This is a genomic window from Sphingomonas sp., from assembly GCF_035998645.1.
Classification (GTDB): domain Bacteria; phylum Pseudomonadota; class Alphaproteobacteria; order Sphingomonadales; family Sphingomonadaceae; genus Sphingomonas.
This window is the reverse complement of the sequence record NZ_DASYHL010000002.1, coordinates 493090-508195: the sequence shown is the minus strand read 5'-3', so window position 1 is coordinate 508195 and position 15106 is coordinate 493090. Positions and strand designations below refer to the sequence as shown.

Genomic DNA, 15106 nt, shown 5'->3' with positions numbered 1-15106 from the left:
GGCCGGGTGGGGGAGCGGGCCGGTGCCGAAACCCGCAAATCACGCCCACGTAAAACTCAAAACGCTCTCACCCTCGAGCAGCCCGGTCGAATTAAACCGCCGCTCGGCAATCCGCCCGCGCCCCAGGTGATCCACCGTCACCACCGTACTCGCCCGCGTCCCATAAACCGGGTTGCGGATGAACACCGGCGAATCCACCGGCTCATAGGGATCGGGCTCATAGCGCTCGGCCGCCCCCGCCGGCCGCTCATCGGCGAGCGCCGCGAACAGCGGCTCCAGCGACGAACTCCCCGCCTCCAGCCACGCGGTCAGCGCCATCTGCACCCGGATCGTCTTGGGCCACAAGGTGTCGAACAGCCCGTTCGACAGCCCATGCATCCCCGGGCTCAGCGGCCGCCGCACCGGATCGGGCCGGTTCGACAGATAGATCGGCCCGTCGCGGTCCACCGCGATCAGGTTGAACGGATTATACGCGTTCAGATCCTCCGGCTCATGCCCGGCGAGCATATCGGTCACCAGCCCCCCGCGCGACAACCGCGCCGGATCAACCGCCTCACCCCGCACATTGGTCACCGCCGCCAGCCGCCCGGCCTCGTTCACCGCCAGCCAGCTGCCCCCAGCCTCCAGATCGCGCCCGCCAATGACCGGGGTGTTGGCAGGCTTGGGCGCCATCCAGCGCGACAGCGGCGCAGTCGCGCGCGCATGCCGCTCGTCACGGTTCCCCGCAGCGACCAACCGCCAATTGGGATGCATCCCCCACGCCAACGCCAGCACGCACATGCGCGGAGGCTTAGCGAGGGTAAGTGGCCACAGCTAGGGCGTATCGACATCCAAAAATCCTCCCCCGCCAGGGGGAGGTGGCGGCCCGGACTTGATCCGGGCCGACGGAGGGGGAGGACGGCTGTGCGCTTGAGCCTCTTGCCGTCGTGCTTCCGCCCCCTCCGTCAGCTCCGCTGACGCCTCCCCTGGCGGGGGAGGATTGAAGCGCAAGGCGTCCGAACCTCCATCTGGCTGTAAGCGGACGGTCGGCTAACGACCCCGTTGCCGACATAGGCCCGTTGATGCATTCGACACCCATGAACCTTCGTCTTCTGATCCCGGCTACCGCAGGACTGTTGGTCTCTGCCTGCGATCCCGGTGTTCATGTAGGCTGGGAGAAGGACTTCTCCGGGCGGGTCGATAGCCAGTGCGTGGAACAGGCGTTGCAAACCGTTGCATCTGAGGTCAGCCGCGCGACCTACGTTAGCGAAGGAGGGCGCTTCGCCCGTGGCTTCCCGCGCGGCACTGAAGTGACTCAGTTCAACTATTTTGCGCCGCCTGTTCAATACGGCTATTCGCTTGACCTTGCTCTGCTTCCTAACGGCAAGACCCATGTCGTTCACCGCTGGAGCAAGATCGGGACTGACATCCCGCATGACGAACAGACCCAAGTCCTGCCCTTGCTGTTGAGGGCCAACAAAGCGCTCGAAACAGCCTGTGGACTGGAGTTCGCAGGTTCTGAGCCGGAAGTCGGTCCCGGTTAAGGGCCGCTTCCCACCCAATAGCTGACGAAGCGATCATCGTTCCGGCTCTGGCCCGCAACGCCTCAAACCCTACGTCCCCCGCACCCCAACCTCGCCCTTCCACCCGAACACCAGCTCCCACGCCGCCCACACCAGCGCATCGGCGCGATCCGGCGAGCGCCCCGGCCCGGCATAATCGCCGCCGCGCACCAGCCCGCACAGCTCATCCTCCAGCGCCGCAAAGGCCCGCGCGTGCCGCACCCGCCGCCGTTCATACAATGCCGCGATCGGTTCCGCCCGCGCCGCCTTCCCCCGGCTGGCATGGACCAGCCGCACCGGCATCGCCACCGCCGCCGCGCGCAGCACGCTCTCCACCATGTCGCCGCCCTGGTTCTTCTCCGCCGCCACCCGATCCGCGCCATGCCGGTCGGCGCACGCCGCCACCGCCTGTGCCCAGCCCTCGGGCGACAGGCCGCCAACGCTCGCATCCTCCAGCACGCACAGCCGCCCGACAGCATCGATCGCCACCGCGACGATCCCGCACGCATCGCCCTCCGCGCTCGCCGGCGGATCGACGCCGACCACCACGCGCACCGGCGCATCCACCGTCACGCCGCGCGCAGCCTCGATCATCGCCCGCGTCCACAGCGCCCCCGGCACATCGCTCAGCAATTCGCCGTCCAGCTCCTGCCGCCCCAGCCGCGTGCCGCCATATTCGGCCTCCATCGCCGCGACGAAACTCGCCGGCAGATGCGGATTGTCCCGCGTCGCCCCGCGCGTCTCGATACAGCTCGGCAGCGCCATCACCCGCCGCATCAGCCGCGTCGGCCGCGGCGTCGTCGTCACCAGCACCCGCGGCCGCTCGCCCAGCCGCAATCCCATCGCCAGATTGTCCCACGCCGCATCGCCCCGGCGGCCCCATTTGCCCAGCTCATCGGCCCAGGCGGCATGATGCTCCGGGCCGCGCAGCCCCTCGGGCGACTCCGCCGAATAGGCAAAGCCGACCGCGCCCGACGGCCAGTGCAGCTCACGCGCGCTCGCCTTCCACACCGGTTGCCGGTCCGACCGCGCGGTCGCGATCAGCCCCGACTGCCCCTCGATCATCACCCGCCGCACTTCGTCCAGGCTCGCGCCGACCAGCGCAAAGCGTCCCTCGGGTTCGTCCAGCGCCAGCTGGTTGACCCATTCGCTCCCCGCCCGCGTCTTGCCAAAGCCGCGCCCCGCACGGATCAGCCACACCCGCCAGTCACCCGGCGGCATCAGCTGTCCGCCATGCGCCCACAGCTTCCACCGCGCGAGGAACTCGCGCCGCATCGGCTTCGTCATCCCGCGCACCGCATAGCCGCGTTCTTCATCGGGCAGCGCGATCAGTCGGTCGATGAACGCGCCGATCTCCGCATCACTCGCCATCGCGCGCACCCTCCGCCTGCGGGGCGTGATCGATCACCGCATCGCGTGCCGGGACCGGATCGCCCGCGCCCGCGCCCGCATCCTGCGCCAGCAACCCGGCCGTGCCTGCGGCCACCGGCGCGGCACATTGCGCCTCACGCGCGCGCCGCATCTCGATCACCTTCAGTCGCTTGAGCAGCACGGCGTCGGTCTCGTCAGGAGCGGCAAATTGCAGCGGGGGTCCGCCCTTTCGCGGCTTCGCTTCCGGCCTGCGATGGGCCGCGAGCAAGCGCATCGCTGCGTCGAAATCGATCAGCGGCTGTTCGCACTGCTGAGTATTGACGTGATCGCTGGTGCGGTTGCCCGCGATCACATGGCCCAGCAGCAGCGTCTCGACCATCTGATAGCCAAGCGCCAGTGCCGCTTCCCACTGCTCGGCGAAACGGGCGTCGCGTCGCCGGTGCGCATAAACGGTTTCCACGCTCACATTCGCAATGGCAGCCGATTGGGCGACGTTGCATGTGGCAGCGAGGTGGTCGAGAAACGCGACTCGCATCGCCTTGCTCCAACGGGCGCGCGCACCTTTGCCGGTCGCCACCCGCTGTCCATCCAGATTGATGCGGCATCCCATCGGCATTCTCGCCCCTCCCCAACGCAAATCGGGCCGACAGGCGTCCCCGCCCCGGCCCGACTTCACCCGATTTCCAATCCCCCAAAGACTGCGCTCAGCGACCCGATCGCCGCGACTCGCAATTCTTCAGCGTTCCTGTTATGTACCGAATGAGCGTGACGATGTCAAGCGCTTTGTTCCCATTTGGTTCGTTCAATCATCCATCGCCGGTTCATCGCTTCTGTGCCATGCTCCACCCATGACCCACCGCCGCGCCCCCGCCGCCCTGCTCGCCCCACTGGCCCTCCTCGCCACCGCCCTCCCCGCCACCGCGCAGGACGCTGCGGCGCCCGCTGCCAAAGAGGCGCGCATTCCCTTTCCGTCTTCGGTTCGCGACTTTCGGGCTGAGGGTGACGATGTCATCTATCTGCGCGCCGGCCGGCAATGGTATCGCGGCACCTTCTTCGCCCCGTGTCAGGGACTGCCCTGGGCCGCGCGCATCGCCTTCAAGCCCTCACCCGGCATCGGCGGCATCGACCGCCACGCCAGCATCATCGTCCCCCGCGACGGCGAATGCCACCTCGACTCACTGGTCAAGATCGACGGCGACCCGCCGGAAAAGGCAAAGAAGCCGGCCAAGACAAAGGGCTAAATCCCCCTCTTCCAGAGGCGTAAGTTGGCGTTGGGTGAGCGCGCCAGCCACCTCCTTCTACAATCGTCATCCCGGGCTTGACCCGGGACAAGGCTACCTTTGCCAAGCAGCCCAGTCGCAGCAAGGCCCGACGAAGCAACCGCCAGGACGCCAACACCCCTCCTTCTGTCATGCTGAACTTGTTTCAGCATCCACCGCACTACACGCGACTGAGCCGCTAGGGGCGACAGGGCCCCAGAACACGCGGGCGATTACCGGCATGGCAGCATTGGGGGAGAAGCGGCCCAGCGGCCCGGCTAGGTTGAAAACAAGCCGCATGCCGAGGTCAAGGTCGAGCGGAAGCTGCCAAATTGCGGGTGGTGGCGAACAAAGGAGGTCACGCCCCTCGGGGCGTCCATCGAAAATCGCGTTGCCCACCCGCCCTGCAAATCACGACAGGAGTAGACGACCGCGTCCCCCTGTGCGCCGACCCGCCGGCATGAATGCGCCGCTGTGTCCCACGTTGCTTTTCCATCGGGTGGCTTCGAAATCGAAATGGGAAAAATGATGCAATCGCGATCACGCTCCCCGCACTGCTCGACCTTGTGCGTAACGCGCCCATGCGGCGTCATGACCGAAGCCGTAGAAAGATCGCGAGCAATTTTCAGTGCATGTTGAGCAGAGCGTGGCCCCTCATCCGGCTGGTAAACCGCCAACGCGGAGCCATTACAGGCTTTGGGCCGGGGTTGCTCGTTCGAACAACTGACAAGGCATGTCAGGATCGGCGCGCTGATGAACCATGGCCTCCGCATCGCACGAAATTGTCTCAGTTTCAGGAGGTCCGCAAGGCACCCGAAAACAGCCCCTACTTACCCCCCGGCCCCCACACCCCCTCCGCCCTCGGAATCACCCACCGCCCCCGCACAGGATCAACCCGCCCCCCGGCCTCCTCGACCACCGCACGATCGACAATCCCCAGCGCCCGCGTCCCCATCGCCGCGAACTCGTCGTACCCGTTATTCGCAAACCCCTTGCGCGTCCGATGGATGTGAAAGCTCCCCGACAGCTTCCGCCCGAACGCAGCCTCGATCCGCTCGCGGCCCATGATCGACCCGATCAGCCCGCCCCACGTCGCGGTGGGATTGTCCGAATCCCATCCCGCCAGCGTGCCGATCCGGATTGTCTCGCGCAGATCGCCCTCGCCATAGAAATAGCTGACCAACCCCGCCGCAAAATTGATGCCCCCCGCGAAACAGCCATTGCAGTAGATCTTGCGCGCGGAGATGTCGTAGCCATCCGCCATTTCTACCTGATAGCGGCGATAGACCGCGTTGCGCGCCGCTTCCCAGCGCACCCCGCTCTCATATTGCCCCAGCACGAACCGGTACATCGCCAGCGGATAGCCCCCCTCGGGCAGCACCCGGCTCGCCTGCGCGGCGATGTCACGCAATTGCGGCCCCAGCGGTCGCGCCGGATCGACCTGTGCCGACAGCGCGTGGAGCACGACATGGAAGCGCGAAATATCAGCGGCGCCCCCCCGCGCTGTGGTGCGGATCGGCAGATCGGCCATGCGCAGCGCGATGTCGGGGCGGCCCGGCGCGAACAGGCCGAAAATCTCGGTCGACAGCTGCGCGTCGATCATCTCCCAATGTTCGTTGCGCGCAGGGTCGGAGGTTTCGGGCGGCAGCACGCCCGCCAGCATCAGTTCGTGCGCGCGCTGGTTCGACACCCACAGATAATTCTGGTTGCCGGTTTCGTCCTTGCCGTACGGCGTCGGCTGCTTCTCGTCATAGATATGGTCGATCCACGCCTGCCGGATCTGCTGCGGCGTCAGGATGCTGGTGCCGTGCTTCAGCAGCGCCTCCTGATAGATATATTCGATATCGGTATCATCATCCGCGCCCCAGCTCTCGCCCGGGCCGCGCAGCACGAAATCGATCGTCGGTGAAATCGGGCTCGGCTTGGTCGGGTCAAAGATGCTCGGCTGGTCGGGCTGGCCCCAATCGTCGCGCGTGTAGAATCGGCCATGCGGCCCGTCGCCGCCGATCTTGTCCATCTCGGTGACCAACCCGGTCCAATTGGCGATGCTCTGGCCGAGCCAAAACCCCTCCATCCGCCGGGCATAGCCGGCGCGGTCGATCTCCAGCGCGGCGGGCTGCGCTGCCGCCATCTTTGCCGCAGGTCCCGGCGCGGTCGTCGAACAGGCGGACAGGCACATGATCAGGGCAGGCAGCATCAGGCGGCGCAACAGTCTCTCTCCTCGAACCGGGGTCGGACCTCGCCGCCCTTCGCATCGTCGCCTGTTCCTATTGGCGCAGAACGCTAAGGTCGAGGCGTCAGGGCGCTCCGACCGCCGCCGCCCAGGCCGCGACCTCGTCCTCGCGCCGCCGCACCACGCGCAGCGCGCCCGCAGTACCAGTCGCCGGGTCGATCTCGATCACCCCGTCCCATTCGAACGTCGCATTGCCCGCGATCGTCACCGCGTCGCCCCCCGCCGGCCCCTCGGCGCGCGCGCGCACCCGACCGCCGGGGTTGAACACCGTCAGCCATTCTCCGAACGGCAACCGCCCGGTCAGCCCCGCGGCATGTGCCGACGCCGCCATCGCGCTCCCGCACGCATTGGTCAGCCCGACCCCGCGCTCGAATGTCTGCACGAACAGGTCATCGCCGCGCACTTCGACAAAGCTCACATTGGCGCGATCGACCAGCAGCGCCGGCCCCGCCTCGCACCAGCTGCCCAGCGCGACCAGCTCCGCGACATCGACCCGCTCGACGAACGCGATCAGATGCGGGTTCGGCATCGCCAGCGCGGTAAAGGCGCGGTCGCTCGGCAGTCCCGGCACCACCGCCTCGATCACCGGCGCAGCAACCCGCAACCCCACCACCGCCGGATCGGTCGCCACCGGCCCCACCGTCTCGCGCACAGTATAAACGCCCGGCGCAAGGCTCTCCTCACGCGCCACGTGCGCCCCACTCGTCCGCAACCGCACCCGCGCCGCATCCAGCCCAAGTGCCTCAAACCCCGCCCGAGCCACGCACCGCAACCCATTCAAACAAGTCTCTGGTTCGGACCCATCTGCATTGATCACCCGCATCGAAAAATCCGACCCATCAACTCCCTGATTCAGAAGCAAAATCCCATCTGCCCCAACCGGCCCGGCCCGGTCACTCAACGCCCGCGCAATCCGCCCCCAACCCGCATCGTCTAGCTCGATGGCGCGGGCGTCCAAAAGGGCGAAATCATTCCCCGACCCATGACATTTCGTGAAGCTCAGTTCCATATACTGACCTCTACGCCGCCTCGGCGCGCACGCAACTGCAGTTCGTCTTGCCCGCCGCAAACCGGCGCTGGCGCGACTGCGGCCAAGCTGCCACAAGGTCCGGAATGGACGGCATATTGTTCCTCGCCGTGGTGGCGCTCGGCATCGTGGCGATGGCGCAGGGCCAGCGGCTGCGGGCGCTGACGCGGCGGATCGAGTGGCTCGAACGCAGCCCGCGGGCAGAGCCCCAGCCGACCCGCGCGGCGGAACCCGCTCCCATCGCTGAGGCCACACCCCCGCGCCCAGCCATCACCCCGCCGGTCAAACGCGTCGAAGCCCCGCCAGCGCCGCCCGCCCCCACACCCGAGCCGGATACTGACCGCCCCAGCCTGGAATCGCTGATCGGCGCACGCCTTCCCGTCTGGATTGGCGCGGTCGCCTTGGTCGTCGCGGGCTTCTTCCTCGTCCGCTACGCCGTCGAAATCGGCCTGCTCACGCCAGCAGTCCGCACCATCCTCGCCGCGCTCTTCGCGGTCGTTCTCGTCGGCGCGAGCGAAGCCGCCCGCCGTATCCCCGCGCTCGCCGAAGACCCCCGCGTCGCCCAGGCGCTCGCCGGCGCCGGCATCGCCAGCAGCTACGCGACGCTCTACATCGCCGCCGCGCTGTATCACCTGATCGGCCCACTTCCCGCTTTCGTCCTGATGATCGGCGTCACCGCGCTCGGCCTGTTCCTCGCATTGCGCCACGGCCCGCCCACCGCAGTGCTGGCGCTCGCCGGGGGCTTCATCGCCCCGCTGGTCGCCGGTTATGACGCCGCCGGAATCGGGCCTTTGCTCGCTTATCTCGGCCTGTTCACTGCGGCATTGTTCGGCCTCGCCATTCACCGCGGCTGGGGCTGGCTCGCGCTCGCCGCGACGGTGGTCGGCTTTGGCTGGGTCAATTTCCTGCTCGTCGCGCTGGAGCCGACCCGGCTGACCGGCCCTGCGGCCTTCGTCATCGCCCTCGCGCTTGCCGCCACGCTCGCCCTCCCGCGCGCCGGGGTCACCAGCGCCTGGCTACGCACAGCCCCGCTCGTCGCCGGGCTGATCCAGCTGCTGATCTTCGCGCCGGCGCTGCAGTTCGACGGCTTTGCCTGGAGCTTCTACCTCGTCCTCGCCGCCGCCGCGCTGATCCTCGCCTGGCGCGACGAACGCCATTTGCCCGGAGCGCTCGCCGCGCTCGGCCTCTCGCTCGCCCTGCTCGCCGCGGCGTTGGTCGCCCCCGACCACGGCGCGACCTTCATCGCCGCGCCGGTCCTGGCCTTGCTCTTCGCCGCCCCCGGCCTTGTCCTGCTCGACCGCGCGCGCAGCTGGGCGGTGATCGCGCTCGGCGGCATCGCCGGACCGGTCCTGCTCGCCAACCTGCTTGAGCCATCGCGCCTTGCCGACTGGCAATGGGCAATCGTCGAACTCATCGCCGCCGCGCTTACCGGCTTCGTTTGCTGGCGCCGCCGCACCGCGATCGACAGCAATGACCCCGGCCTCATCGGCGGCGCGCTCGCCGCAGCGATCCTGTTCGCAACCGCCGCCGGCCAGCTGCTCGCGATCGAGTGGGTCGGTGCGGTCTTCGCTATCGCCACGATCGCCATCGGCCTGTGGGCGCGGCACACCGGCGACCGTGCGCTGCTCACCCTGCCCGCGCTCGGCATCGCCGCGATCCTGATCGCCGCGATCGAGTCGATCCTCGACTACGCCCTGCTCATCGCCCAGTCGCTCGCCGGTGAAGGCGTCACCTATTCGCTCCTGCCACCCCTCGCCGAAGCACTCCGCGCGCTCGTCCCGCTGATCGCCACCATCGCGCTGCTCGCCCCGGATTCGCGCCAGTTCGGTCGGCTGCGCAACGCAGCGCTCGGCATCGGCATCACCGCCGCGCTGCTGCTGCTCTACCATCTCGCCAAGCTCCCGCTCGCCATCGCCAGCGACATCCGTTTCGAAAGCCTTGGCTTCATCGAGCGCGCAGCGATCACCCACGCGCTGTTCGCCGCCGCCTTCGTGCTGCGCGGCCGCCTCCCCGCCATCGCGCTGCCCCTGTTCGGCCTCGCGCTCGGCCGCCTGCTCTGGTTCGACCTGATCGTCCTCAACCCCATTTTCGTCGCGCAGCAGGTCGCCATCTTCCCGCTCGCGCTGCACGCGGCGCTCGGCGGTTTCTGGCTTTACCGCTTCCTGCCCCAGCCGCTTGCGACCCGCGCCGCCATCGCCGCCGCCCTGGTTGCCGCCCTCGCCGCCGTCCGTCAGGCCGCGCATGGCGGCATCATCACCGGCCCGATCGGCACCGGAGAAAATTATGGCTACTCCGCTGCCCTCCTCCTCCTTGCGCTTGCCGGGCTGACGCTTGGCATCCGCTCGGGCAGCCGCGACCTGCGCCTAGCCGGGCTGGGTCTGCTCACCTTCGTTACAGTGAAGGTGTTCCTGATCGACGCCGCCGCGCTCGACGGGTTGCTCCGCATCCTCTCCTTCCTCGGCCTCGGCATCGCGCTGATCGGCATCGGGTGGGTCTATCGCCGCTTCCTCGCCGCGCGACCGAAAGCGTCAGTGGCGGACGCCTGACCCGGACGGCATCAACGGCCTCACAGCAACAGGAGGCCCAGATGACCCGCACCGTCCACATCGTCGACCCCGCCGACACCGATCTCGACGCCGCCCGCAACATCGCTCTGTCGGGTGAGCTCGCCAGCTATGCCCGCGCCGCACAGGATCCGCTGGCGATGCTCGAAGCGGCCAAGCTGCTCGCCACTCTTCCCCGCAGCATGTTCGTCCGCGGCGCGACCACCGCCCCCGCGCTCTATGCCGAGGCGCGCCTGCTCGCCCGCAGCGATCCCGCGATGCTCGCCGAGATCGACGCCGTGCAATACGGCTATGCCCGCCCGGCGCGCGGCACTTGCTACGCCGCCGAGAGCTGGGTCGTCGGCTATCGCGGCAACGGCATCGGCCTGTCCGCCACCCCGGCACCGCAAGTCCGGTTCCGCGTCGGCACACCGGTCTGGACCGGCCCCCGCCCAGCGAACGCGGCCTGATCGATGCGCGCCGCCCTCCGCCTGATCGCCCTCGCGCTCACCGTCGCCGCGCTGCCCGTTCGAGGCGAAGATCGTCCACGCCCCGTCACCGGCAGCGAGATGCGCGCCGAAGCGCGAACGCTGGCGGCAGGCGACCCCAGCCTGCTCGCCGAGGTCGCGGAGGCAGAGGCTGAAGCGTCGCGCGGCGTGCTCGGTTCCGGCCCCAGCTCGATCCGCCAGACCGTCCCCGCTGGCGCGACCTGGTCGCTGCCGATCACCCGCAGTGCCGATGCCGCCGCGACCATCGCCGTCCGCCGCATCGGCACTACGCCGGTTGCGCTGACGATCCTCGACGCGGCGGGTCGCCAGCTCTGCGCGGACAGCAGCGGCGGCGCATTGCTCACCTGCCGCATCCCGGCAGGCGGCGGATCGCTCGTCGCCCGCGTCGCCAATCGCGGTGCCGATGCGACCGACGTGCTCCTGCTGATGAACTGAACGGTCACGGCAGGCGGTAATGGTCGGCAAGGCGGTCGAGCGCGAGGGTCAGCACCAGCCGACCCGCGCGCGCCGGCCACGCCAGCGCCTTTTCCGCCGTCGGGACGCTCTCCCCCGCGCAAATCACCCGCCACAATATGTCCGCCAGCCCACGTCCCGCCGCCGCAATCGCCTCATCGAACCGCCGCTTCGCCGCGATCTGCGCCTCGGTCGGGTCGAGTCCGACTCCCGGCCCGCCGCCGCGCCGCGCCGCCGGTGCCGCATCCCAGCGCATCGTCACGCGCGGCCCCAGCGCCGCCATCTCGTAATCGTCGCGCAGCCGCTCGCCCGCCTCGAACTGGCGCGCATCGACCATTCCCCTCGCCCGCAACCACGCCAGCGGCGATTCGGCGTCATTCACAGTCACCCTTCGCCCGGTTCGCCGCACCGGGGCATGCCGTACCACATGGCCATCTTCGATCGTCCGCTCGACCAGTTCCCGCATTCGCCGCTCCTTCACGCACTTGCGAATCGGACTTGCCATTGAGTCACGCTTGTAGGAAAGCAGTTTAACCGTATCGGTTATCAGGAGCCGCCATTGATCACCGCGATCCGCGAAGTCCGCCGCGCCAAGGGCCTGACGCTGGAAGAAGTCGCACAGCGCTGCGATCCGCCCACCACGGCGCAGACGATCGGGCGGCTTGAGACCGGCACCCGCACCGTATCGGTGGTCTGGCTCAACCGCATCGCCGCCGCGCTTGGCGTCGATGCCGCCGACCTCGTCCGCCTGCCCGATCGCCCCGACATCCCGGTCGCCGCCAGCCTCGATTCGAGCGGGGCACAGGCGCTGCGCCGCCCCGCCACCGTCGCACCGCCGGTCGCGGAGCCCGATCTGGTGGCGGTCACGGTCAGTGGCAGCATCGGCGACTATCGCGCAGGCGACGAGATCTGGTGCCACCGCCTCGCCCCCGCCGCCTTCGGTCAGGCGCTCAACCGCGACGTGCTGATCCCCCGCCCGGCGGGCCGCTTCCTGTTCGGCCGTCTGATCGCGCATGAAGGCGAAGGCGGACGGCTCAACATCTTGCCCCTCGGCCCCGGCGCGCGGCAACAGGTGGTCGCCGACCCGCCCTGGATCGCCTGCGCCACCCGCCTAGTCCGGTCGCTTTAGCGTTGCGGGGCGCTTCTGCACGCACGGCCATCCGCATTTCCCCCTATCTTGCGTCGCGCGTCACGCAGGCGCATGCTGACGTCCGTCCTTTTAGGGGAGGGATGCCAATGCACTACCTGACCGGGCTCACGCTGGCCCTGTTCGTCGCGTCACCTGCACTTGCCGAGGATTGGGACTTCGTCCTGACCAACGGCACGGGCAAGCCGATCAAGACGATCGAAATCGCACCGACCGGATCGGCGGACTGGAAGGCTGGATTGGAGGAAGAGGCGGCACGCCGCTCGCCGGTGATCAAGCCCGGCGCGAAGACGACCGTGCGGTTCGATCGCCCGTCCAGCCAATGCCGATTCGACCTGCGCGCGACCTTTGAAGACGCCACGACAATGGTCTTCAGCAGCGCCAATGTCTGCGACAACAGCTATGTCACGCTGAAGCTGACCGGCGGAAAATCGTCGATCACCGCCAATTGAGTTGGTTCTACGGCTGAACCCGAATCCGGAGTATCTGGTGGGCGCTGACGGGCTCGAACCGCCGACCCTCTCGGTGTAAACGAGATGCTCTACCAACTGAGCTAAGCGCCCGGACCGCGCCCCGATAGGCGCAACCGCCGCGCGCGTAAAGATGCGCGGCGCTTTCCATCGCGCCACCAAATCGGCTAGCGCGCGCGGATGACCAGCACGCCCGTCGTCACCCGCTTCGCGCCCAGCCCCACCGGCCACCTGCATGTCGGCAATATCCGCACCGCGCTCCACAACTGGATGTGGGCGCGCAAGACCGGTGGGCGCTTCCTGCTGCGCATCGACGATACCGACGCCGAACGCTCGCAAGAGGCCTATGTCGACGCGATCCGCGCCGATCTCGCCTGGCTTGGCCTCGATCCCGATGGCGAGGAGCGCCAGTCGCAGCGCTTCGACCTGTACGAGAGCCGCTTTGCCGAACTCGTCGCGGCGGGCCGCATCTATCCGGCCTATGAAAGCCAGCAGGAGCTTGAGCTCAAGCGCAAGATTCAGCTCGGGCGCGGCCTGCCCCCGATCTACGACCGCGCCGCGCTGGCGCTCAGCGACGCCGACCGCGCCGCGCTGGAGGCTGCGGGGACCCGACCGCACTGGCGCTTCAAACTCGACGGAGGCGCGCCGATCGAATGGACCGACCTGATCCGCGGGCCCCAGCGCTTCGATCCGGCGACGATGAGCGATCCGGTCATTCGCCGCGCCGACGGGTCGTGGCTCTATTTGCTGCCCTCGGTCATCGACGATATCGACATGGGCATCACCCATGTCGTGCGCGGCGAAGATCACGTGTCCAACACCGCCGCGCAGGTCCAGATGTTCGCCGCGCTCGATGCCGCCCCGCCCGCCTTCGCGCATGAAGCGCTGCTGACCGGGAGCGAAGGGAAATTGTCGAAGCGACTCGGCTCGCTCGGCTGCGACCATTTCCGCGACACCGGGCTCGAGCCGCAGGCGATCATCGCCCTGCTCGCGCGGCTTGGCACCAGCGACCCGGTGGAACCGCATGCCGACCGCGCCCCGCTGATCGCCGGGTTCGACTTCGCCCGATTCGGCCGCGCGCCCGCGCGGTTCGATGAAGCCGAACTGGCGCATATCAACGCGCGCATCGTCCACCAGCTGCCGTTCGAAGCCGTCGCCGATCGGCTGCCGAATGGCATGGACGCTGCGGCATGGGACGCGATCCGCCCGAACCTCGAAACGGTCGCGGGTTCGGGTGACTGGTGGCAAGTGGTTGCAGGTCCGGTCGACGCCACCCCCGATCCGGAGGACGCCGCGTTCCTCGCCTCTGCGGCGCAGGTCGCAGCGACGATCGACTGGACCGCCGACCCCTGGCACGCGCTGACCGGCGCGCTCAAGGAGGCGACCGGGCGCAAGGGCCGCGCGCTGTTCCACCCGCTGCGCCGCGCGCTTACCGGCCGCGACTCGGGACCGGATATGGCAGCATTGCTCCCCCTGATCGGCCGCGATCGAGCGATCGAGCGGCTGCGCGGCAAGAGCATCGCGCGTTAAATCTGGATCTCTCTACAGCCGTTTGCCCTGATGATCAGGTCGCCAAAGCCCCCGGCTTTGGCTGGAACGTCCGGGGGACGTTCCACCTGGTCATTGTCGAAGGGCCGCTCCCAACAAGCGTGGTACTCGGTGCTTCGACAAGCTCAGCACAAGCGGCTGTGTGAGTCGGGTTTAATGGGCGTTGCTCCAGACCTGCTTTCTCTCAATCGGCACCAGTTCACCCCCGCTCGCCACGAAGAAAGGATTTTGCAACTCTTGTGTGATGGTATATCATCTATATCACCGGCAAAGACCGGAATGATGGAGAGCCTGTCATGCACACCAACCGCTATCAGCCTTCCGCATCGCGCCCGGCCAGTGCCGGCGCTTCGCTCCTCGTCCTTGCCGCTGTCGGCTTCGGCGCAACCCTTGTCGGCCCATCGGTCATCCCGATCCTGACCGATCCGCCGATCAAGATCATCGATGTTCCAATCGACCAGCCCAAGCCGACCCCGCCGCCGCCAAAGCCGGAGACGAACAAGGTGGTCGAGCGTCGCACCACCCCCGCGCCGCATCAGCCGGACCCGCTGGTCGAGACGCGGACTGCGGCGGGCAACTTCACATCAACCACCGAATATACTTCGATCACCAGCGACCCGCCCGCCGACCCCGGCCCGCTCTCAGGTGGCGGCGTTGTCGCCGACCCACCCAAGCCGCCGGTGATGATCGGCGCGACGGTCGATCCGCGCTACGCCGACTCGCTCCAGCCGCCCTATCCCAGCTCCGAAATCCGCAATCAGACCGAAGGCAAGCTGACCGCGCGCGTGCTCGTCGGCGTCGATGGCCGGGTAAAGGCGATCGAGATCCTCCGCACGCCGAGCAAGGGCCTGTCCGAAACCACCCGCCGCCATGCCCTGTCCCGCTGGCGCTTCAAGCCCGCGACGCGCGACGGCGTGCCCTATGAGGACTGGATGACGATGACGCTGAGTTTCAAATTGGTGGATTGAGAGGGACTGGCCCCGTGGCGCCGAAATCCCTATCTTG

At 68.2% G+C, this 15106-nt stretch carries 15 protein-coding genes and 1 tRNA gene; 9 read left to right on the top strand and 7 right to left on the bottom strand.

The window, feature by feature from the left end; all coding sequences use genetic code 11:
- Nucleotides 1–39: 39 nt before the first annotated feature.
- Nucleotides 40–780: an NRDE family protein gene (locus VGN66_RS02750; protein WP_327517314.1), complete on the bottom strand. Its 741-nt coding sequence runs from the start codon at nt 778–780 to the stop codon at nt 40–42.
- A gap of 296 nt (nt 781–1076) precedes the next feature.
- On the opposite strand from VGN66_RS02750, the gene VGN66_RS02745 reads away from it, so the two are divergent.
- Nucleotides 1077–1523, top strand: a complete 447-nt coding sequence (locus tag VGN66_RS02745; protein ID WP_327517313.1) for a hypothetical protein — start codon at nt 1077–1079, stop codon at nt 1521–1523.
- 69 nt (nt 1524–1592) lie between these two features.
- On the opposite strand, the gene VGN66_RS02740 is transcribed toward VGN66_RS02745, so the two are convergent.
- Nucleotides 1593–2912 (bottom strand): DNA-packaging protein, encoded by a 1320-nt coding sequence (locus VGN66_RS02740; RefSeq protein ID WP_327517312.1) that lies wholly within the window; start codon nt 2910–2912, stop codon nt 1593–1595.
- Nucleotides 2902–3528 carry a hypothetical protein gene (locus VGN66_RS02735; RefSeq protein ID WP_327517311.1) on the bottom strand — a complete coding sequence of 209 codons (627 nt, stop codon included), beginning with the start codon at nt 3526–3528 and terminating at the stop codon, nt 2902–2904. Before VGN66_RS02735 ends, VGN66_RS02740 begins: the two co-directional genes overlap by 11 nt.
- A 232-nt stretch (nt 3529–3760) precedes the next feature.
- On the opposite strand from VGN66_RS02735, the gene VGN66_RS02730 reads away from it, so the two are divergent.
- On the top strand, nt 3761–4153 hold the full coding sequence (locus VGN66_RS02730; protein WP_327517310.1) for a hypothetical protein: 393 nt from the start codon (nt 3761–3763) through the stop codon (nt 4151–4153).
- Nucleotides 4154–4997: 844 nt separating this feature from the next.
- Here the strand turns inward: VGN66_RS02730 and VGN66_RS02725 are convergent.
- Together VGN66_RS02725 and dapF are read right to left on the bottom strand one after the other, a co-directional pair.
- Nucleotides 4998–6380 carry an ADP-ribosylglycohydrolase family protein gene (locus tag VGN66_RS02725; protein WP_327517309.1) on the bottom strand — a complete coding sequence of 461 codons (1383 nt, stop codon included), beginning with the start codon at nt 6378–6380 and terminating at the stop codon, nt 4998–5000.
- A gap of 88 nt (nt 6381–6468) precedes the next feature.
- Nucleotides 6469–7413, bottom strand: a complete 945-nt coding sequence (dapF, locus tag VGN66_RS02720; RefSeq protein ID WP_327517307.1) for a diaminopimelate epimerase — start codon at nt 7411–7413, stop codon at nt 6469–6471.
- A gap of 104 nt (nt 7414–7517) precedes the next feature.
- Here dapF and VGN66_RS02715 point away from each other — a divergent pair, with 104 nt between their 5' ends.
- From VGN66_RS02715 to VGN66_RS02705, 3 genes are read left to right on the top strand one after another with little or no spacing between them, the layout of a single operon-like run.
- Nucleotides 7518–9977 (top strand): DUF2339 domain-containing protein, encoded by a 2460-nt coding sequence (locus VGN66_RS02715; RefSeq protein WP_327517305.1) that lies wholly within the window; start codon nt 7518–7520, stop codon nt 9975–9977.
- A 41-nt stretch (nt 9978–10018) separates the two neighbouring features.
- Nucleotides 10019–10444 carry a hypothetical protein gene (locus tag VGN66_RS02710; RefSeq protein WP_327517304.1) on the top strand — a complete coding sequence of 142 codons (426 nt, stop codon included), beginning with the start codon at nt 10019–10021 and terminating at the stop codon, nt 10442–10444.
- Nucleotides 10445–10447: 3 nt separating this feature from the next.
- Complete coding sequence (locus VGN66_RS02705; protein ID WP_327517303.1) at nt 10448–10918, top strand: hypothetical protein; 471 nt, start codon at nt 10448–10450, stop codon at nt 10916–10918.
- Nucleotides 10919–10922: 4 nt separating this feature from the next.
- Here the strand turns inward: VGN66_RS02705 and VGN66_RS02700 are convergent, their stop codons facing one another.
- Nucleotides 10923–11402 (bottom strand): DUF6456 domain-containing protein, encoded by a 480-nt coding sequence (locus tag VGN66_RS02700; RefSeq protein WP_327517302.1) that lies wholly within the window; start codon nt 11400–11402, stop codon nt 10923–10925.
- Nucleotides 11403–11495: 93 nt separating this feature from the next.
- Here VGN66_RS02700 and VGN66_RS02695 point away from each other — a divergent pair, with 93 nt between their 5' ends.
- Together VGN66_RS02695 and VGN66_RS02690 are read left to right on the top strand one after the other, a co-directional pair.
- Nucleotides 11496–12065: a helix-turn-helix transcriptional regulator gene (locus tag VGN66_RS02695; protein WP_327517301.1), complete on the top strand. Its 570-nt coding sequence runs from the start codon at nt 11496–11498 to the stop codon at nt 12063–12065.
- Between the two features lie 107 nt (nt 12066–12172).
- Nucleotides 12173–12535, top strand: coding sequence for a hypothetical protein (locus tag VGN66_RS02690; RefSeq protein ID WP_327517300.1), 363 nt, complete (start codon nt 12173–12175; stop codon nt 12533–12535).
- A 35-nt stretch (nt 12536–12570) separates the two neighbouring features.
- Here the strand turns inward: VGN66_RS02690 and VGN66_RS02685 are convergent.
- Nucleotides 12571–12646 (bottom strand) — tRNA-Val (locus VGN66_RS02685).
- 87 nt (nt 12647–12733) lie between these two features.
- Here VGN66_RS02685 and gltX point away from each other — a divergent pair.
- Nucleotides 12734–14083 carry a glutamate--tRNA ligase gene (gene gltX / locus VGN66_RS02680; RefSeq protein ID WP_327517298.1) on the top strand — a complete coding sequence of 450 codons (1350 nt, stop codon included), beginning with the start codon at nt 12734–12736 and terminating at the stop codon, nt 14081–14083.
- Between the two features lie 314 nt (nt 14084–14397).
- Nucleotides 14398–15069, top strand: a complete 672-nt coding sequence (locus tag VGN66_RS02675; RefSeq protein WP_327517297.1) for a TonB family protein — start codon at nt 14398–14400, stop codon at nt 15067–15069.
- Nucleotides 15070–15106: the final 37 nt, after the last annotated feature.